Genomic DNA, 20,993 nt, shown 5'->3' on the forward strand with positions numbered 1-20,993 from the left:
TTAAATTGCATGCGCAATTTAACTAAGTTCGAGAAACCAAATACAAGATTTGGACTTGTTTTTTATTTTCATGTGCCTTAATAAAAAATTAGTATAAAAATAATTAAAAAGTAAGAAATTTATAATTCTCTTTATATCTATGAGTATAATAATTGTTGTATAATTTTAATATAAGAGATAAGAAGAGAGGTGAGAAATTTGCAAGAACTTTTATCTATGTTAGAAAAAAGCTTTTCTAATATGTCATTATGGTCTGTATTAGATATATTAGTGGTATCTTATATATTCTATAAAGGATACATGTTAATAAAGGAAACAAGAGCGGAACAGTTATTAAAAGGGATAGTATTAATTATAGCTCTAATTCCAATTAGTTATTTATTAAAATTAGATATGTTGTATTTTATATTAAATAAAACATTAACTATCGGGGTATTATCTGTTATTATAATTTTTCAACCAGAAATTAGAAGAGCTTTAGAACACTTGGGAAGAAGTGCTTTTGATGATAAGCATTATTTTTACAATAAGGAAGACTTAAATACAATGATTAACGAGGTTGCAGTAGCAGTACAAAATCTATCTGAAAGCAAAACGGGTGCATTAATTGTTATAGAACAAAGAACAGGTCTTAACGAATTAATTGGTGCGGGAACGTTATTAGATGCAAATGTAACCTCAAACCTTTTAGAAAATATATTTGTAGTGAATACTCCGCTTCATGATGGAGCAACCATAATAAGAAATAATAGAATCTTAGCATCAGGGTGTGTTTTACCGTTAACCGGAAACAATACCATTAATAAAAAATTAGGAACTAGGCATAGGGCTGCGCTGGGGTTATCAGAAGTATCTGATGCAGTAATAATAATTGTTTCAGAAGAAACAGGTGTAGTGTCATTAGCGATAAATGGACGAATAACAAGAGGGTATGATAAAGAAAGATTAAAAACTGTAATATCTAAAATAATAGAAAATAGATATGAGAAAAAAGTAAAAACTGCTGGGGAGAAGGTGAGGTCATGGATAAAAGTGAAAACGGAACGTTAATTGTGAAAATTATTTGTTTATTGTTATCCTTTGGCTTGTGGCTGTATATCTCAAATGTTGAAAATCCTTCAAGAACTTATGATCTCAAAAATATTCCAGTAGAATTAATTAATGAAAATTCTGTAACTGATGCAAAATTTGCAATAGTGAATAAGCAGCAGTTTACGGTTGATTTAAAATTAGAGGGACCATCAAGTGAAGTGCTGAAGGTTAAAAAGGAAGACTTTAAAATTGTAGCTGATATGTCGGCTTATGCGCTGAAAAGTGGGGAAAATACCATACCAGTTCAAATTGTAAGTTATCCAGATAATGTTAATATTAAAAATAATGGTTTTCTAGGAATAAAGGTTAGTTTAGAAGAACTAACTCAGAAACAATTTACTATAAAGTCTAAGGTAAAGGTGAATTATAAAGAAAATATTTATGAGAAGCAGCAAACAATAAATCCACAAACGGTAACAGTAACAGGAGGTAAAAGTTCAATAGAAAGAATTAGTGATGCAATAATAACTGGAGAAGAAAAAGATGTAGATAAAAATAGGGAAAGTGATTATAGCATAAAACTTGTGGATTCACTTGGAAATGAAATTACTAATGTTGAACCTGATAATAAAACAGCTAAATTATCAATTGCAGTAACAAATGGGAAAGTAGTACCTATTAATTTAAAGACTACAGGAGCGGTGCCACAGGGATTTATTTTGGATGGCTATGATTTAAGTAAAAATAATGTAAATATATTAGGTGATAGTCAGAATTTAGATAAGATACAATCAATAGACACTGAACCGGTGGACATGTCATCGTTGAAATCTGATAGTGAAATGAATGTTAAGCTTATTTTGCCTGAAGGAATCTCGGTTCAAGATGGAGAGGGCATTATTGATGTTAAATTTAGAATAAAAAAGGAAGAAAGTGCAACTAAAAATTTAGTTTGTAATATTCAATATAGCAACTTAAACGAGGCATTTTCTTTAGATAATCCGAATTTGACAGCGAACGTAACATTAACTGGAACTCAGGCGGATTTAGATAAGATAACTCCTCAAAATGTAAGTGTTGTACTAGATTTGTCTAGTGTAAAAGCGGAAGGGACTTTTGAGTATACACCTAAAGCGACTCTTACCGGTGCAGGAAATGTATTAATATCAGATGTCGGAAGTGTAAGTATAGTAGTTAAAAAGAAAACCTAGTAAAAGGCCACAGTATTATTCAAATTATTAATACTGTGGTTTTTTATGATATAATTTCATTAACTTAGTTTGAATTAATACTAGATAGGATATAATACATTTTGTATGATTTTAAGATTAAGGTTTAAAGCAGGAAAGACGATTTTATTTGAAAGGATATGGTGAAAAAACTGTGGCTATAAGAATAAATAACATAAATTTAGGTTTAGATGATGACATAAGCAGTTTGGAAAATAGAATATGTAAAAAGTTAAGTATATCTAAGGAATACATAAACAAAGTAAATATAGTAAAGAGAAGTATAGATGCAAGAAAAAAGAATGATATAAAAATAAGTTATGCCGTTGATGTAATTTGTGATAAGGAAAAAAAGATATTATCTAGAATACATGATAAAGATATAAAGCTTGAAGAAATAAAAAAAATTGAATCTGTAAAGCAAGGTACAGAAGAACTAAAATCCCGGCCTGTAGTAATCGGATTTGGTCCGGCAGGAATTTTTGCTGCATTAACTTTAGCGAGGTATGGTTATAAACCAATAGTATATGAGCGTGGAGAGGATGTGGATCAAAGAACAGCAACCGTAGAAAAGTTTTGGAAAACTGGAGAACTTAATCTTGAATCAAATGTTCAATTTGGAGAAGGAGGAGCTGGTACATTTTCTGATGGCAAATTAACTACACGAATTAAAGATCATAGATGTGCATTTGTGCTGGATGAACTAATAAAGGCAGGGGCGCCGGCAGAAATAAAATATGAAAGTAAAGCTCATGTAGGAACAGATCTTTTAAAGAATGTAGTTAAGAATATAAGAGAAGAAATCAAGAGTCTTGGTGGAGAAGTTTCCTTTAACTCCAAGTTAGAGAAAATATCATATAGGGACGGAAAATTAAAAAGTATTATTGTAAATGGTAAGGAAATATTATGTACGGCTTTAGTGCTTGCCATAGGTCATAGTTCGAGAGATACCTATGAAATGCTTCATAAAGAACAGGTTTCTATGGATGCAAAAGCTTTTGCTATAGGAGTAAGAATTGAACATCCGCAAGAATTGATAAATATTAGTCAATACGGTGAAAGTCATAAACATCCGAAATTACAAGCAGCAGATTATAGATTAACTTATCAAAGTGAAAAATTAAAAAGAGGAATATATTCATTTTGTATGTGTCCTGGAGGCGTAGTAGTTGCCGCAGCATCGGAAGAGGGCAGGCTTGTATCAAATGGTATGAGCTATCATGCAAGAGATTTAGAAAATGCTAATTCAGCTTTAGTGGTAACTGTCTCCCCAGAAGATTTTGAAGGGAATTCTCCGCTATGCGGTATGGAGTTTCAAAGACATTATGAAAGTCTTGCATTTAAGTTAGGTGGAGGTAATTATAAAGCACCAATTCAACTTGTTGGAGATTTTATGAAAGATAGAGCATCTACTAAATTGGGGAAAGTTATACCAAGTTATACCGCAGGATATGAATTCAAGGAATTAAAGGAATGCTTACCTAGTTATGTTGTAGAAGCACTTAAAGAAGGAATTTTGAATTTTGATAAAAAAATAAAGGGATACGCTAGAGAGGATGCAGTTTTAACGGGAATTGAAACAAGAACTTCAGCTCCAGTTAGAATTAATAGAAATTCTACTCTTGAAAGCATAAATGTTTGTGGACTCTACCCAACAGGAGAAGGTGCTGGATTTGCAGGGGGTATAATATCAGCAGCAGTTGATGGGATAAGGGTTGCTGAGCATATAATTGAAAAGTTTGATTTACCCCAGAATACGTAAGGGTAACAGGATAATGGGTTAAGAAAAATATTAATTATATATTAATAATGGTGCTATAGGAATTGAAAAAGATTAAAAAATAGTTAAATAATAAAAATAATATTCTGAAAATTTAACATTTCCAGTAATTTTTTGTTACAATAGAATATAGAAGGAATATCTATAAACTAGATTGACACAAATTTAACAAATAATTAAACTAATTATAATATAAGTTAAAAATTATTAAGGTAAGAGGTGTAAAAAGATGAGTAAAAACTTCGATGATTTATTATCAAGACTAAAGGAAGTTCCAACAAAGAAAGTGGCAGTAGCAGTAGCGCAAGATGAACCTGTGTTAGAGGCTATAAAGGAAGCTACAGAAAAAAATATTGCTCAAGCAATATTAGTTGGAGATAAACAACAAATACATGAAATAGCAAAAAAGATAGACTTAGATTTATCAGATTATGAAATAATGGATATCAAAGATCCAAAGAAGGCTACTTTAGAAGCTGTAAAATTAGTTTCAAGCGGTCATGCTGATATGCTAATGAAAGGATTAGTAGATACTGCTACATTTTTAAGAAGTGTATTAAATAAAGAAGTTGGATTAAGAACAGGAAAATTAATGTCACATGTTGCAGTTTTTGATATAGAAGGCTGGGATAAGTTATTATTTTTAACTGATGCAGCATTTAATACATACCCTGAATTTAAGGATAAAGTTGGGATGATAAATAACGCAGTAGTAGTTGCACATGCATGTGGAATAGAAGTTCCTAAGGTAGCACCTATATGTCCGGTTGAAGTTGTAAATGCTAGTATGCAATCAACAGTTGATGCTGCATTATTAGCTAAAATGAGTGATAGAGGACAAATTAAAGGTTGTATCGTAGATGGACCTTTCGCATTAGATAATGCAATATCAGAAGAAGCTGCTCATCATAAAGGCGTTACAGGTCCTGTTGCCGGTAAAGCAGATATATTATTATTACCAAATATTGAAGCAGCTAATGTAATGTATAAAACATTAACATATTTCTCAAAGTCAAGAAATGGTGGACTTTTAGTAGGTACATCAGCACCAGTAATTTTAACTTCAAGAGCTGATTCATTTGAAACAAAAGTTAATTCAATAGCTTTAGCAGCATTAGTTGCAGCAAAAAATAAGTAATAAGTAAACATATAATTATCAATGCATAATTATGGGAAAATTTATATAGAATTTATTAAATATTTTAAATTCTGTAGGATTTTTCCCTGATTTGTGCATTGTGAATTTTTATCATGCATAAGTTTAAGGGGGATTCGGAATGTCATATAAGCTATTAATAATAAATCCAGGTTCAACATCAACTAAAATTGGTGTTTATGAAGATGAAAAAGAACTATTTGAAGAAACATTAAGACACACAAATGAAGAAATAAAGAGATATGATACAATATATGACCAATTTGGATTTAGAAAAGAGGTAATATTAAATGTTCTAAAAGAAAAGAACTTTGATATAACTACTTTAAGTGCCGTTGTTGGAAGAGGTGGAATGCTTAAACCTGTTGAAGGTGGAACATACGCAGTAAATGATGCAATGGTTGAAGATTTAAAAGTTGGAGTTCAAGGGCCACATGCTTCTAACCTTGGTGGAATAATTGCGAAATCAATTGGGGATGAATTAAATATTCCTTCATTTATAGTAGATCCAGTTGTTACAGATGAATTAGCAGATGTAGCTAGATTATCAGGAGTACCAGAACTTCCAAGAAAGAGTAAATTCCATGCTTTAAATCAAAAAGCAGTAGCTAAAAGATATGGTAAAGAAAGTGGAAAGGGATACGAAAACCTAAACCTTGTAGTTGTACATATGGGTGGTGGTGTTTCTGTTGGAGCTCATAACCATGGAAAAGTTGTAGATGTAAACAACGCTTTAGATGGAGATGGACCATTTTCACCAGAAAGAGCTGGATCAGTTCCAATTGGTGATTTAATTAAAATGTGCTTTAGTGGAAAATATAGCGAAGCAGAAGTATATGGTAAGGTTGTAGGAAAAGGCGGATTTGTTGGATACCTAAACACAAATGATGTAAAAGGTGTTATTGACAATATGGAAGCAGGAGATAAAGAATGCGGAGCAATATATAAAGCATTTGTTTATCAAATTGCAAAATCAATTGGGGAAATGTCAGTAGTACTAGAAGGTAAAGTAGATCAAATTATCTTTACTGGAGGAATTGCATATTCACCAACTCTTGTTCCAGACCTAAAAGCAAAAGTAGAATGGATAGCTCCAGTTACAGTTTATCCAGGAGAAGATGAATTACTTGCTTTAGCTCAAGGTGCTATTAGAGTACTTGATGGGGAAGAACAAGCTAAAGTTTATTAATAAGTAAGGGTAACACTTAGAAATTATTTTTAATTATTTCTAAGTGTTATTTTTTATTTAAAAATAAATGATATAATAATAAAATAATCATGATGATACTTAGTAAATAGTAAATGTAGTTGGGGTATGTTATGGATAGATTTAATTGTATTTTAAATGACGAAAGATATATGTATTATTTAAAAAGGAACAAGAAGTTTGAAAAGGGTAGAAAGTATTGTAAACATAATTTGAAACATTTTTTAGATGTAGCACGAATTGCCCAATCAATAAATTTAGAAGAAAATTTATGCTTTGAAAAAGAAATTATATATACGACTGCAATTTTACATGATATAGGAAAGTCTTATCAATATGAAAATGGTACGCCTCATGAAATAGCTTCATGGGAAATTGCAAAAGATATTTTAATAGATTATGAATTTAATGAGGAAGAAGTAGAATCTATAAAACAAGGCATATTGGGACACAGGGATAAAGAAAGTGAGGGATTTTCATTACTCATATATAGAGCAGATAAGCTTTCTAGATTGTGTATTACTTGTAAATCTAAAGATAACTGTAATTGGAGCGATGAAAAGAAGAATTTGAAAATATATTATTAGGAGGCTTTAAATCAGATGAAAATAGGAAATGCTGAATTTAGAATTGGAGAAAAAACATATATTATGGGGATACTAAATTTCACCCCTGATTCTTTTTCAGATGGAGGAAAATTTAATAATATAGATATTGCAATGCAGCATGTAAGAAAAATGATAAATGATGGAGCAGATATAATAGATGTAGGCGGGGAATCTACAAGACCAGGCTACACAATAGTAAGTGATGAAGAGGAGATTAGCCGAGTTGTACCAATAATAAAGGCTATAAAGGAAAATTTCAATATCCCAGTATCTATAGATACTTATAAGGCAAGAGTAGCTGAAAAAGCAATAGAAGCTGGAGCAGATCTTATTAATGATATATGGGGCTTTAAAAAGGAAAAAGATATAGCAAAGGTTGCCGCAAAATATTGCGTACCTTGCTGTTTAATGCATAATAGAGATAATACAGCTTATAAAAATTTAATTGAAGAGATATTAGAAGACTTAAAAGAAAGCATAAAAATTGCTAAGGATGCTGGAGTTAAGGATGAGAATATAATATTAGATCCAGGTATAGGGTTTGGAAAGACTTATGAGCAGAATCTGGAGACTATGAATAATCTAGAAAAGCTTAAAGAGTTAGGCTATCCTATACTACTAGGAACCTCTAGAAAATCTATGATAGGATTAACTTTAGATTTACCTGTAGAAGAAAGAGTAGAGGGAACAGTAGCTACTACAGTTATAGGTATAATGAAAGATGCCTGCGATTTTGTAAGAGTTCATGATGTGCTCGAAAATTCACGAGCTGCAAAAATGACTGATGCAATTGTAAGAAGATAGGATGGATGAATTTTGGATAAAATGTATATAAAAGACTTAGAGTTATTTGGTTTTCATGGAGTTTTTGAAGAAGAGAAAAAGTTAGGCCAAAAGTTTATATTATCCTTTGAATTAGAATTAGATTTAAAGCTGGCTGGTAAGACTGGAGACTTAACAAAATCAGTACACTATGGTGAATTATGTGAAAAAATAGAAGAAGAATTTAATAGGGAAAACTATGATCTTATAGAAACAGTAACTTTAAATTTAGCAGACTTTATTCTTAATGAATATAAGCTTATAAGTGGTGTTAAGGTATTCTTGAAAAAGCCTTGGGCGCCAATTAAAAAGCATTTAGATACTGTTGAAATAATGATTGAAAGAAGAAGGCATAAAGCATACATAGGATTAGGTTCTAATATGGGAGACAAAGAAAGATATTTAGAAAGCGCAATAAGCAAAATATCAAAAGAAAAAAACATAGATTTGAAAAAACAATCATCGTTTATAATAACAAAACCATGGGGATACTTAGAACAAGAAGATTTTGTAAATGCGGTTATTGAAGTAGAGACAACATTAGAGGCAGAAGAGCTTATGGATTTACTTCTTAAAACTGAAGAAGAGTTAAATAGGGAAAGAACAATAAAATGGGGACCTAGAACAATTGATTTAGATATTATTATGTATGATTCAGTAATCTCTTCTGATGAAAAAGTAGTTCTTCCACATCCAAGGATGCATGAAAGGGAGTTCGTATTAAAACCATTAAATGAAATTGCACCATATCTTATGCATCCAGTACTTAATAAGAGGATATTTACATTACTGGAAGAATTAAATCTAAATAAGTAATTTAAGATATATAATAATTATTATAAGACAGGAGTAATTTATGAGAAGTTCATTAAAATTTAGTAACAAATTAAGTATGTTATCGGAAATGGCGTGTGAATCTAGATTTCAAATATTAGAATACGAAAATTTAGATGGAGCAACTGATGTTCAAACTGCTTTGGGACTTAACATAATGAAAGAAAGTGGTATAAAACTAAAGCAAGTTAGAATAATATTGGAGGATAGTTCAGTAAAGCTAGAACCAGGGTCTTTAAGCTATATGAAGGGTAATATAGAAATAAAGAGTAAGCAAGGTGGCTTAATAGGATTTGGTAAAAAAATAATATCAAGTAAGTTGACAGGGGATACTGCATTTAAACCTACGTACAGTGGAACTGGAGAAATATTTTTAGAACCTTCTTTTGGCCATTTTGCACTGGTAGAGTTAGAGGATGATGAGATAATAGTAAGTGATAATATGTTTTGTGCATGTGAGGAAGGCATCGAAATAAATGCAGCCATGCAAAAGAATGTATCCTCAGCGTTTTTAGGCAATGAAGGTTTATATCAAACTAGGATAGAAGGAAACGGGATAGTTGTTCTCAAGGTTCCAGTTCCAGAGACTGAAATTTTCAAATGTATATTAATTAATGATACATTGAAGGTAGATGGAAATTTAGCTATTTTAAGAACCGGAAATATTGAATTTTCAGTAGAGAAATCTTCTAAATCCATTATTGGGACTGCTGTTAGTGGAGAAGGCATGGTTAATGTATACAGAGGAACAGGCGAAGTGTGGCTTATGCCAACAAAAAGTGTATATAAAGATTTGAATATAAGAGGAATGAGTCAAATAATTAAACCACAATATGAAATGGATGCTGAAGATGTTTAATTTAAAATAATCACATTAGGGCAGTAGATAATTTTTTATAACAAAACTATCTACTGTCCATTCGAATTATATAGACTGTTAATTTAAAATTGATGCTTTCATATATTAAAGTTGTAAAGTAAGCTGCAGATGGGTATAATTAAAGGTAAATAATTATACAGTGAGGTGGTAAAATGAGTTCTTTAGAGTCAAAGATCAAAAGTAAAGAATTAGATTTATTTTTTAAAGCAATTCTAGAACTTAAAGATATAGATGAATGTTATAAGTTTTTTGAAGATGTGGCAACTATAAACGAAGTAAAAGCCTTAGCTCAAAGAATACATGTGGCTAAGTTGCTTAAATATAAAAAGACTTACTCAGAAATAGCTGAAATAACAGGTGCAAGTACAGCTACTATAAGCAGAGTAAATAGATGTCTAAACTATGGAAGTGACGGATATAATTTGGTGCTGGATAGGTTAAAGAATGAAGAGATAGAGTAATTTAGGATGAAAATTTTAATATACTTAACTGATGTATAAAAATAGCTAATTTTAATAAAAAGAGGAGATTGTAAATAGCAATCAAAAGCATTATACTATTTAAGGTGATAAATTTGGAAAGGTCATAAATAATAGTGACTTTTACTATTAGCTAAAAATATTATAGTATAAGGAAATAGCTATATATATTGAATAAAAAAGTGAGGTAAAATTATGAGTAGAATGTTTGGAACTGATGGCGTTAGAGGAGTTGCAAATACAGAATTGACAGCAATAACAGCATATAATCTTGGAAGAGCAGGGGCATATGTATTAACAGAAGGAGCTCATAAACCCAAGATATTGGTTGCAAAAGACACAAGAATATCAGGAGATATGTTGGAATCGGCATTAATATCAGGAATACTATCAGTTGGAGCTGAAGCTGTAGTATTAGGAGTTGTACCTACACCTGCTGTTGCATATTTAACAAGAAAGTACGGTGCTGATGCAGGTGTTATGATTTCAGCATCACATAATCCAGTAGAATATAATGGTATAAAGTTCTTTAACGACAAAGGGTACAAGCTTTCGGATGAATTAGAAGATGAGATTCAAAGCGTTATTGAAAGTAATTTTGAAGGAGTGCCAAGCCCAATTGGTACAGATTTGGGAAGAGAAACAATTGAAGTTTCAGCTTTAGACGATTATATAGAATTTGCTAAGAATACAATACCTTATAATTTAAAGGGATTAAAAATAGCTTTAGATTGTGCAAATGGAGCAGCATATAAGTCATCAGTAAAGGCATTTAGAGAATTAGGTGCGGATGTATTTGTAATTAATGATAATCCAGATGGAACAAATATCAATGAAAATTGTGGTTCAACACATCCAGAAGAGCTAATGGAATATGTAGTTAAAAAAGGATGTGATTTGGGATTTGCCTTTGATGGTGATGCAGATAGGTGCTTAGCAGTAGATGAAAAGGGAAATTTAATAAATGGTGATTTTATTTTAATGCTATGTGCAAAGCACTTAAAGGAACTTGGGAAGTTAAAGGATGATACATTAGTAGTAACAGTAATGAGTAACCTTGGTTTGGATATATGCAGTAAAAAAGAAGGGATTAATCTCGTTAAAACCAGTGTTGGTGATAGATATGTTTTAGAAGAAATGATTAAAGATAAATATGTTTTAGGTGGAGAACAATCAGGACATGTTATATTTTTAGATTATAACTCAACTGGTGACGGTTTGGTTACAGCACTTCAAATTGCTAATATTGTTAAGAAAAAGGAAACTCCTCTATCAGAGTTATGTACAATAATGAAGGAGCTACCACAAGTATTGGCTAATGCAACAGTGCCAAATGATAAAAAAGATTTATACCTAACTGATCCTGAAATACAAATGGAAATTAAAAAAATAGAAGATGCGTTAAATGGTGTTGGAAGAGTTCTAATAAGACCATCTGGAACAGAACCACTAGTTAGAGTAATGCTTGAAGGTGAAGACCAGGCAGAAATAGATAAAATGGCTCATAATCTAGCTGAATTGATAGAAAAGAAATATAATTAAAGTTTTTTTATATTAGCATAAGAGAATCCTATTAAAATAGGGTTCTTTTTAGTTTATTGATTTTTAGGATAAAAAATACATAAAATATTATAATTATAGGTACAAAAGAAATAATTAAAGGTTAAAATTATAAATGATTTAAAAATAATTCAATTAGCTTATTATGAATAACAAATACTTATTAAGGGGATAAATAAAGTAATAATATGTACAAAGGAGGCAATTATATGGAAAAAGAACCTTATAACGAGTATTTAGTAGTTATGCCAACTGGTAATTGCAAAGGATTTAACGATATAGAGGGTGCAAAAGCATATATAAATATGTATTATGAATTAAGACTTGATGATGTTTTTCATAAAGATGGTTACAATGATGCTACAGAAATAGGTGGAGATGAATATAGATATAACGTATTTACTCAATTAGGTGCTGAAGAAGGAGCTAAATGTGAAATCTACAAGACTGAAGCATTTATTGAGGAAGTTAATAAGGAATTAATATTTGATGAAGATAAGGAAGAGGTAATTTCTAAACTTTGTGAAGCAAAAATAAATTTTAATATATTTGATTATGGTTTAGATGAACTTTTAGCAAATATTCAAGAGGTAGAATATATGGAGGATTTTGGAACTCATATAGCTAGATTCTAAAACACATATGTAAATACTTACAATAAAAGTATAAAAGTGAGTATGTTTAAATTGTCAATCAATATCAAATAAATGATTTATATATTCAAAAAATATGCAAAATGATTAACAAATTAACAAAAAAATCGACATTAAGATGATAAATAGTTAATTTGCATGTTTGTTTTACGGATAAAAAAACAAGAATGAAAAATATATTACTAAATTATTGACAATAGTAAAAACAAAGAGTACAATTCTATCTAACAGGAAAATTTAATAGGTCCTTAAGTATTAAATGCTGAGATGGAGACAATTGTTTAGCAGACAAGTTGCAGAGAGTCGATGGTTGGTGAGAATCGATACTTTAGCTTAATGGTTATCGCTCCTGAGCAGAATAAAGAAAGAGAAAGAAATTTCTCGAGTAAAAGATATCCGGTGTGCATCCGTTATATGCAAGGGTTTGTTAGAACCTAGTGATATTATATAAGGCGGAATATTATCCCACTTCTTATGATTCATATCATTAAGGGTGGATTTTTTTAACCATTTTTAAGGGGGGAAAGCTATGGAGAAGCATGTACTATCTGCTTTAGTTAAGAATTCATCTGGTGTTTTAAGCAGAGTAAGCGGATTGTTTTCAAGAAGAGGGTATAACATAGACAGTTTAACTGTTGGCAGAACTGAAGATCCTTCGATTTCAAGAATGACAATTACACTTATGGGCGATGATAATGTATTAGAGCAAGTTAAAAAGCAATTAAATAAATTAGAAGATGTAATAAGGGTTATAGACTTTAAGCCTAATGAATCTGTCTACAGAGAATTAGTGTTGATAAAAGTAAGAGCAAATGCTGAAAATAGAGCAGCAATAAATGAAACAGTAAAGATTTTTAGAAGTAAGATAATTGATTTGTCTACTGATACATTAACAATAGAACTAACTGGGGATGAAAATAAAATATCTGCATTAATAAACTTAATGGAGGAATACGGAATAGAAGAATTAGTTAGAACTGGTGTTACAGCTCTACAAAGAGGGGAAAAAACAATTAAAAATTCTATTGAAAGTTATTAATGTATAAGAAATATGGATAATGGCAATAAAGCAGTAAAAATGAAAAGGGGGGTAATGATATATGGCTCAGAATCAGGTAAAAATATTTGATTCTACTCTAAGAGATGGAGCACAAGGTCAAGGAATTTCATTTTCATTAGAAGATAAGATTAAAATAGTAAAGGCCTTGGATGAGATGCAGATCGATTATATTGAAGCTGGTAATCCTGGATCAAATCCAAAGGATATGGAATTCTTTAAAAGGCTTAAAGATATGCACCTTAAAAATTCTAGAGTTGCAGCATTTGGATCGACAAGAAGACCTAATATTAATGTTGAAGATGATAAAAATTTGAAAGATTTATTATCATCAGAAGCAAATACGATCGTTATATTCGGAAAGTCATGGGATTTTCAAGTGACAGATATCATAAAGACTTCTTTAGATGAAAATATTAATATGATAAAAGACACAATAAAATACTTGAGCAAAAAAGAAAAGGAAGTAATCTTTGATGCAGAGCATTTTTATGATGGATACAAAGCAAATAAAGATTATGCAATGGCAACTTTAAGTGCAGCCGAGGAAGCTGGAGCAGAAGTAGTTGTGTTATGTGATACTAATGGAGGAACACTACCTCAGGATATATATGAAATAACTAAAGCTGTGAGAGCACAATTATCTATAGAGGTAGGAGTTCACAGTCATAATGATGTGGGGATGGCAGTTGCAAATTCAGTTATGGCAGTGCAAGCAGGGGCAGTGCAAGTTCAGGGGACTTTTATTGGTATAGGTGAAAGATGTGGAAATGCTAATTTAAGTGTAATAATACCTACATTAAAATTAAAACTTGGATATGAGGTTCTAAACAATATCGAATTAACAAATCTTACAAAGACATCAAGATATATTGCAGAAATCTGTAATATTACATTAGCAGACGAAAATCCTTTTGTAGGAAGTTCTGCATTTGCTCATAAAGGTGGAATGCATATAGATGCAGTAACTAAATCACCAAAGTCTTATGAGCATATAGAACCTGAATTAGTAGGAAATAAAAGAAGATTTTTAGTTTCTGAAGTTAGTGGAAAGAGCACAATATTGCAGGAAATAAAAAAAGTATTTCCCAATATATCTAAGGATGATAATTCAGTTCAAAAAATTACTGATAGATTAAAAGAATTAGAATATGAAGGGTATCAATTTGAAGGTGCAGAAGGAACTGTTGAGTTAGTTATAAGAAAGATTATTGGAAAATATAAACCTTTCTTTAAATTAAATCATTTTAAGATAATTGGAGAACAGCCTTATGGAACCGAAGAATTCTCATCAACAGCAGTAATAAATATTACCGTTGATGGAAAGAGTGAAATGACAGCAGCAGAAGGAGAAGGACCTGTAAATGCGTTAGATAAGGCAATTAGAAAAGCTCTAGAGGTATTTTATCCTGAAATAAAACAAGCAAGACTTGTGGATTATAAGGTTAGAGTTTTAGATTCAGAAAGTGCAACTGAAGCAAAGGTAAGAGTTTTAATTGAATCAACAGATGGAATTGAGAATTGGAGTACTGTTGGAGTATCCCGAGACGTAATTCAAGCTAGCTGGATAGCTCTAGTGGATTCAATAGAATATAAATTAATCAAAGATATTGAAAGAAAAGTAAAAGCATATTTTTAAGGAGATGATTAAAAATGGGAATGACAATGACACAAAAAATCTTAGCAGCACATGCAGGTCTAGAAACTGTAAAAGCTGGACAATTAATCGAAGCAAATCTTGATTTAGTTTTAGGAAATGATATTACTACTCCAGTAGCTGTAAATGAATTTAAAAAGTTTGGGGCAGATAAAGTATTTAGTAAAAGCCAAATAGCTATAGTTCCAGATCACTTTACTCCAAATAAGGATATAAATTCAGCAGAACAAGTTAAGTATATTAGAGAATTTGCTGATAAAATGGAAATAGAGAACTTCTTTGAAGTTGGAGAAATGGGAATTGAACATTGCTTACTTCCTGAAAAAGGATTAGTAGTTGCTGGAGATGTTGTTATAGGTGCTGACTCGCATACTTGTACATATGGAGCTCTTGGTGCTTTCTCAACAGGTATAGGATCAACTGATATGGCAGCTGGTATGGCTATAGGAAAGTGTTGGTTTAAAGTACCATCAGCTTTAAAGTTTGTTCTTAAGAATAAACCTGCAAAATGGATAAGTGGAAAAGATATTATATTACACATAATCGGAATGATTGGTGTTGACGGAGCATTATACAAATCAATGGAATTTGTTGGTGATGGATTACAATACCTTTCAATGGATGATAGATTTACAATGGCTAATATGGCAATAGAAGCTGGTGGAAAGAATGGAATTTTCCCAGTTGATGATAAAACTGTTGAATATTTAAAAGATCATGCATCTAGAGAATGGAAAGTTTATGAAGCTGATGAAGATGCAGAATATGATGAAGTGTTTGAAATTGATTTAAGTACTTTAAGACCAACAGTTTCATTCCCACATTTACCAGATAACACAAGAACAATTGATAATACTGGAGATGTAGCTGTTGACCAAGTTGTAATTGGATCATGTACTAATGGTAGAATTTCAGATTTAAGAATAGCTAGAGATATCTTAAAAGGAAAGAAAGTTAAGAAGGGTATCAGATGTATAGTTATTCCTGGAACTCAAAAGATTTATTTACAAGCAATAAAAGAGGGAATAGTTACAGACTTGGTTGAAGCTGGAGCAGCATTCTCAACACCAACTTGTGGACCATGTTTAGGTGGGCATATGGGAATCTTAGCAAAAGGTGAAAGATGTGTATCAACAACAAACAGAAATTTTGTAGGAAGAATGGGGCATGTTGAATCAGAAGTATATCTTGCAAGTCCAGCTGTGGCAGCAGCATCTGCTTTAACTGGAAAAATCACTGACCCAGAATTAGTCTAGGAGGTATTTAGTAATGAGCGTAAAAGGTAAAGTTTTCAAATACGGAGATAATGTAGATACAGACGTAATAATCCCAGCAAGATATTTAAACACATCAGATGCTAAAGAGCTTGCTGCACACTGTATGGAAGATATAGATGTTGATTTTGTTAAAAATGTAAAAGATGGGGACATAATCGTTGCAAATAAAAACTTTGGTTGTGGTTCTTCAAGAGAGCATGCACCACTTGCAATTAAGACAGCTGGAGTTAGTTGTGTTATAGCATCAACTTTTGCTAGAATATTCTATAGAAATGCAATTAATATTGGTTTACCAATTCTAGAATGTGATGAAGCAGTAAAAAATATTGATGCTGGGGATGAATTAGAAGTTGACTTCTCAACAGGTCTTATTAAAAATTTAACTAAGAACCAAGAATATCAAGGAGAAGCATTCCCTGAATTCATGCAAAAGATTATCGATAATGATGGATTAATTGGATATATAAGAAATAAATAAGCGAAAATTCAATTAATATGAAAATTATAACAGAGTTGACTTGATATAATTTAGCAATAAAGAGATAATAATAAGTAAAGATTATTTAATATGAAATAAGCAATAAGAATTAGGTAATTAAGGGGGATTTTATAATGAAATATAATATAGCGGTAATACCAGGAGATGGTATAGGCCCAGAAGTAATTAATGAAACTATTAAAGTTTTAAAAGTTATAGGGGATAAGTTTGGACATAGATTCGAATATGAATATGTATTAGCAGGTGGTTGTGCTATAGATAAAGAAGGAACACCACTTTCAGACGAATCATTAGAGGTATGTAAGAAAAGTGATGCGGTTTTATTAGGAGCTGTTGGTGGACCAAAATGGGATAATGGTAAAGTAAGACCAGAACAAGGATTATTTAAATTAAGAAGTGGAATGAATCTTTATTGTAATTTAAGACCAGCGGTTTTATATGCGCCATTAAAAAATGAATCACCACTTAAAGACAGTATTGTTAAAGATGGTATAGATATCTGCATAGTAAGAGAATTAACTGGTGGTATTTATTTTGGTCAAAGAGGAACAGAAGAAGTTGATGGTGTAAAAAGTGCTTATGATACTGAAAGATATAATGTAAATGAGATAACTAGAATTGCTAAAAGTGGATTTGAAATAGCAATGAAGAGAAACAAAAAGCTTACAAGTGTTGATAAAGCTAATGTTTTAGATAGTTCAAGACTTTGGAGAAGTGTAGTTAATGAAATAGCTAAGGATTATCCAGAAGTAGAAGTAAATCATTTATATGTTGATAATGCAGCAATGCAAATAGTAAGAGACCCGAACCAATTTGATGTAATGGTAACTTCAAATTTATTTGGAGACATCTTATCAGATGAAGCAAGTATGGTTACAGGATCAATAGGATTATTGCCTTCAGCATCTCTTGGGGACGGCACACTTGGTATGTATGAACCAATTCACGGAAGTGCTCCTGATATAGCAGGGCAAGGAATTGCAAATCCTTTAGCAACTATTCTTTCAGCAGCTATGATGCTTAGATACAGTTTTTCATTAGAAGAAGAAGCTAAATCAATTGAAAATGCAGTTCTTGCAGTTCTTGAAGATGGATACAGAACAGGTGATATAATGACAGAAGGTAAGAAGAGAGTTGGAACTGTTGAAATGGGAGAACTAGTTTGCGAAAAACTAAAGGCTGCAAAATAGTGTATAATTAACATAGGAGAAGTTACTGTATAATTCCTATAGAACATCAAGTTTTATAGGAGTTATATGGGAACTTTATTATTAACAAATAATAATGTATAATTCACAATATATAATAAAGGAACAAAATGCATGATTTAAAAAGATATTATTAGAAATTTCAGAGAGATTTCATCCTTAATTGTGAATTGAAAATCATTTTATAAGCAAAGGAGTGAGTAAAATGTTATTAACGGGGGCTGAAATCTTAATAAAGTCGTTACTTGATGAAGGAGTAGAGACTATATTTGGATATCCAGGCGGAGCAGTATTAAATATATATGATGAATTATATAAATATAAAGATAAAATTCATCATGTTTTAACTTGTCACGAACAAGGTGCATCTCATGCAGCGGATGGGTATGCAAGAGCTACTGGTAAAGTGGGAGTTTGTCTTGCAACATCAGGGCCAGGAGCTACTAATTTAGTAACAGGTATTGCTACTGCATACATGGATTCAATTCCTATGGTTGCTATAACAGGAAATGTAGCAAAGCCATTGCTTGGGAAAGATAGTTTTCAGGAAGTTGACATAACTGGAATTACAATGCCTATAACAAAACATAATTATATAGTAAGGGATGTTAATGATCTACAAAACATAATTAGAGAAGCTTTTTATATAGCTCAAGAAGGTCGTCCAGGACCAGTTTTAATTGATATTCCTAAGGATGTTACTGCAGATAAAACGCAGTATGTTAAATTAATTCCTAAAGAAGTTATTAGAAATTCAGAGTATATTACAGAAAAATCATTACAAGAAGCTGTAGAGTTAATAAATCAAAGCAAGAAACCGCTTATATACGCAGGTGGTGGCGTGGGAATATCTGGTGCAACATCAGAATTGATAAGTTTTGCAGAAAAGATAAATGCGCCTGTATCAACATCGCTTATGTGTATGGCAGAATTTCCGAATGATCATGAACTATATACTGGAATGATAGGTATGCATGGAACAAAAGCATCTAATATTGCTGCAACTAAATGTGATTTATTAATAACCCTTGGAGCTAGATTTAGTGATAGAGTTATAAGTAATCAAAACCATATTAAGAATGCAAAAGTATTACAAATAGATGTTGATCCAGCAGAAATAAATAAAAATATAAAAGTTGATACATGTATTGTAGGAGACTTAAAGGTAGCATTAAGTCAATTAATGCCGTTAATTGAAGAAAAGAGAAATGATGAATGGATTAATACAATAAACAATTTGAAAGAAAATAAAAAAGTGGTATCAAATTGTGGTTTAACTCCAGAGTTATTTTTTGATAAATTAAATAAATTAAATGATGGGAATTTTATAATTTCTACTGAAGTTGGCCAACATCAAATGTGGGCAGCACAATATTTTAATTTCAGAACCGAAAGAACTTTTGTAACTTCAGGTGGTCTTGGAACAATGGGATATGGACTTGGAGCTGCAATAGGAGCGCAAATCGGTAAGCCGGATAAAAGAGTATTTAATATTGCTGGAGATGGTAGCTTCGGAATGAACTGTAATGAATTAGTTACTGCAGTAAAAAATAAGCTTCCATTAATACAAGTAGTAATGAATAACAATTGTCTAGGAATGGTTAGACAATGGCAAGATTTCTTCTATGAAGGAAGATATTCTGAAACCACTTTAGATAGACCAACAGATTATGTCAAACTTGCTGAAGCTTTTGGAGCTAAGGCATTTAGAATAACAGAAGTAGATGAAATAGATGATGTTTTAAGAAAAGCTCTGGATTCAGAAGGTCCAGTTCTTATAGATTATTTAATAAACAGTGATAAAAAAGTTTTTCCTATGGTTGCACCTGGTGCACCAATTAATCAAATAATAAGCGAAGAAGATATTAATAACAATTAGGAGGTCATTGAACATGGCAAAAATGTATTATGAAAAGGACACAGATTTAAATTTATTAAAAGGTAAGACAGTTGCTATAATAGGTTATGGTAGCCAAGGTCATGCACATGCATTAAATCTTCATGAAAGTGGAATAGATGTTGTTGTTGGTTTATACAATGGAAGTAAGTCTTGGGCTAAAGCGGAAGCAGCTGGATTAAAAGTTGCAACAGTTGCAGATGCAGCAAAAGCAGCTGATCTTATAATGATCTTATTACCAGATGAAAAACAAGCTAAAATCTATAATGAAGAAATAGCTCCAAACTTAGAAGAAGGAAATGCATTAGTATTTGCTCATGGATTTAACATTCACTTTGGTCAAATAGTACCACCTTCTTATGTTGACGTATTTATGGTTGCTCCTAAGGGGCCAGGACATTTAGTAAGAAGAACATATACTGAAGGTGCTGGAGTACCTTGCTTAATAGCTATACATCAAGATGCATCAGGAAAAGCAAAACAATACGCTTTAGCATATGCTAATGGAGTTGGTGGAGCAAGAGCTGGTATTCTTGAAACTACTTTTAAAGATGAAACAGAAACTGACTTATTTGGAGAACAAGCAGTACTTTGTGGTGGATGTGCAGAACTTATAAAAGCTGGTTTTGAAACTTTAGTAGAAGCTGGATATGCTCCAGAAAATGCATATTTTGAATGCTTACACGAAATGAAATTAATCGTTGATTTATTATATCAAGGTGGATTAAGCATGATGAGATACTCAATTTCAGATACTGCTGAATATGGAGATTACCAAATTGGTAAGAGAATCATCACTGATGAAACTAAGAAAGAAATGAAGAAAGTTCTTACTGAAATCCAAGATGGTACATTTGCTAGAAACTGGCTATTAGAAAATGCTATGAATAGACCAGGATTCAATGCAAGAAGAAGAATGGAAGCAGAACATCCAATCGAAAAAGTTGGTAAAGAATTAAGAGGAATGATGAGCTGGATTGATACAGCAAAAGTAGATTAATATTTAATTAATACTATTTTTAATAAGGCGGGATGTTTAACAAATATCTCGTCTTATTTTTTTGGTATAATATAATTGAGAAGTATTTATTTTATTTATAATAATTATAAATTTGCTATAGGCGTTTCCATTAAGATTTAGCAGTATGAGATTGTATT

19 protein-coding genes are annotated in these 20,993 nt (G+C 31.4%); all 19 read left to right on the forward strand.

The annotated features are described in order from the left end of the window. Window positions 1-198 precede the first annotated feature (198 nt). The 19 genes from cdaA (at window position 199) to ilvC (ending at window position 20,835) form a co-directional block, all read left to right on the forward strand. Window positions 199-1,050 carry a diadenylate cyclase CdaA gene (gene cdaA / locus COL3_RS00225; RefSeq protein WP_008426667.1) on the forward strand — a complete coding sequence of 284 codons (852 nt, stop codon included), beginning with the start codon at window positions 199-201 and terminating at the stop codon, window positions 1,048-1,050. Then, window positions 1,023-2,243 (forward strand): CdaR family protein, encoded by a 1,221-nt coding sequence (locus tag COL3_RS00230; RefSeq protein WP_008426669.1) that lies wholly within the window; start codon window positions 1,023-1,025, stop codon window positions 2,241-2,243. The genes cdaA and COL3_RS00230 overlap by 28 nt, the downstream gene beginning before the upstream one ends. A 172-nt stretch (window positions 2,244-2,415) precedes the next feature. Then, window positions 2,416-4,023 (forward strand): FAD-dependent protein, encoded by a 1,608-nt coding sequence (locus tag COL3_RS00235; RefSeq protein WP_035283976.1) that lies wholly within the window; start codon window positions 2,416-2,418, stop codon window positions 4,021-4,023. Window positions 4,024-4,270: 247 nt separating this feature from the next. Beyond that, the gene (gene ptb, locus COL3_RS00240; RefSeq protein ID WP_008426674.1) at window positions 4,271-5,179 is read left to right on the forward strand and encodes a phosphate butyryltransferase; all 909 of its coding nucleotides are present in this window, start codon (window positions 4,271-4,273) and stop codon (window positions 5,177-5,179) included. A 139-nt stretch (window positions 5,180-5,318) separates the two neighbouring features. Further along, a complete protein-coding gene (gene buk, locus COL3_RS00245; RefSeq protein WP_008426676.1) occupies window positions 5,319-6,386 on the forward strand; it encodes a butyrate kinase in 1,068 nt (355 codons plus the stop codon). 131 nt (window positions 6,387-6,517) lie between these two features. Next, a complete protein-coding gene (locus tag COL3_RS00250; protein WP_008426678.1) occupies window positions 6,518-6,991 on the forward strand; it encodes an HD domain-containing protein in 474 nt (157 codons plus the stop codon). 15 nt (window positions 6,992-7,006) lie between these two features. Beyond that, entirely contained in the window at window positions 7,007-7,816 is an 810-nt protein-coding gene (folP, locus tag COL3_RS00255; RefSeq protein WP_008426680.1) for a dihydropteroate synthase, read from the forward strand. A 12-nt stretch (window positions 7,817-7,828) separates the two neighbouring features. Further along, the gene (gene folK / locus COL3_RS00260; protein WP_008426682.1) at window positions 7,829-8,650 is read left to right on the forward strand and encodes a 2-amino-4-hydroxy-6-hydroxymethyldihydropteridine diphosphokinase; all 822 of its coding nucleotides are present in this window, start codon (window positions 7,829-7,831) and stop codon (window positions 8,648-8,650) included. A gap of 40 nt (window positions 8,651-8,690) precedes the next feature. Further along, window positions 8,691-9,527, forward strand: a complete 837-nt coding sequence (locus COL3_RS00265) for an AIM24 family protein (RefSeq protein WP_008426685.1) — start codon at window positions 8,691-8,693, stop codon at window positions 9,525-9,527. Between the two features lie 173 nt (window positions 9,528-9,700). Continuing rightward, the gene (locus COL3_RS00270) at window positions 9,701-10,009 is read left to right on the forward strand and encodes a YerC/YecD family TrpR-related protein (protein ID WP_008426687.1); all 309 of its coding nucleotides are present in this window, start codon (window positions 9,701-9,703) and stop codon (window positions 10,007-10,009) included. Window positions 10,010-10,222: 213 nt separating this feature from the next. Then, window positions 10,223-11,569, forward strand: coding sequence for a phosphoglucosamine mutase (glmM, locus tag COL3_RS00275; RefSeq protein WP_008426689.1), 1,347 nt, complete (start codon window positions 10,223-10,225; stop codon window positions 11,567-11,569). Window positions 11,570-11,796: 227 nt separating this feature from the next. Further along, window positions 11,797-12,222: a hypothetical protein gene (locus COL3_RS00280; RefSeq protein WP_008426691.1), complete on the forward strand. Its 426-nt coding sequence runs from the start codon at window positions 11,797-11,799 to the stop codon at window positions 12,220-12,222. A gap of 547 nt (window positions 12,223-12,769) precedes the next feature. Next, window positions 12,770-13,279, forward strand: a complete 510-nt coding sequence (ilvN, locus tag COL3_RS00285; RefSeq protein ID WP_008426693.1) for an acetolactate synthase small subunit — start codon at window positions 12,770-12,772, stop codon at window positions 13,277-13,279. Window positions 13,280-13,340: 61 nt separating this feature from the next. Then, window positions 13,341-14,936, forward strand: coding sequence for a citramalate synthase (gene cimA / locus COL3_RS00290; RefSeq protein ID WP_008426695.1), 1,596 nt, complete (start codon window positions 13,341-13,343; stop codon window positions 14,934-14,936). 14 nt (window positions 14,937-14,950) lie between these two features. After that, complete coding sequence (gene leuC, locus COL3_RS00295) at window positions 14,951-16,210, forward strand: 3-isopropylmalate dehydratase large subunit (RefSeq protein ID WP_008426697.1); 1,260 nt, start codon at window positions 14,951-14,953, stop codon at window positions 16,208-16,210. Between the two features lie 13 nt (window positions 16,211-16,223). Next, on the forward strand, window positions 16,224-16,709 hold the full coding sequence (gene leuD, locus COL3_RS00300) for a 3-isopropylmalate dehydratase small subunit (RefSeq protein WP_008426700.1): 486 nt from the start codon (window positions 16,224-16,226) through the stop codon (window positions 16,707-16,709). A 134-nt stretch (window positions 16,710-16,843) separates the two neighbouring features. Next, window positions 16,844-17,920, forward strand: coding sequence for a 3-isopropylmalate dehydrogenase (gene leuB / locus COL3_RS00305; RefSeq protein WP_008426702.1), 1,077 nt, complete (start codon window positions 16,844-16,846; stop codon window positions 17,918-17,920). 223 nt (window positions 17,921-18,143) lie between these two features. Beyond that, entirely contained in the window at window positions 18,144-19,817 is a 1,674-nt protein-coding gene (gene ilvB, locus COL3_RS00310; RefSeq protein ID WP_008426704.1) for a biosynthetic-type acetolactate synthase large subunit, read from the forward strand. A gap of 13 nt (window positions 19,818-19,830) precedes the next feature. Next, entirely contained in the window at window positions 19,831-20,835 is a 1,005-nt protein-coding gene (ilvC, locus tag COL3_RS00315) for a ketol-acid reductoisomerase (RefSeq protein WP_008426706.1), read from the forward strand. The last annotated feature ends 158 nt before the right edge of the window (window positions 20,836-20,993 follow it).

Origin of the sequence: Clostridium sp. LS, from assembly GCF_002760435.1 — a bacterium.
GTDB lineage: Bacteria > Bacillota > Clostridia > Clostridiales > Clostridiaceae > Clostridium.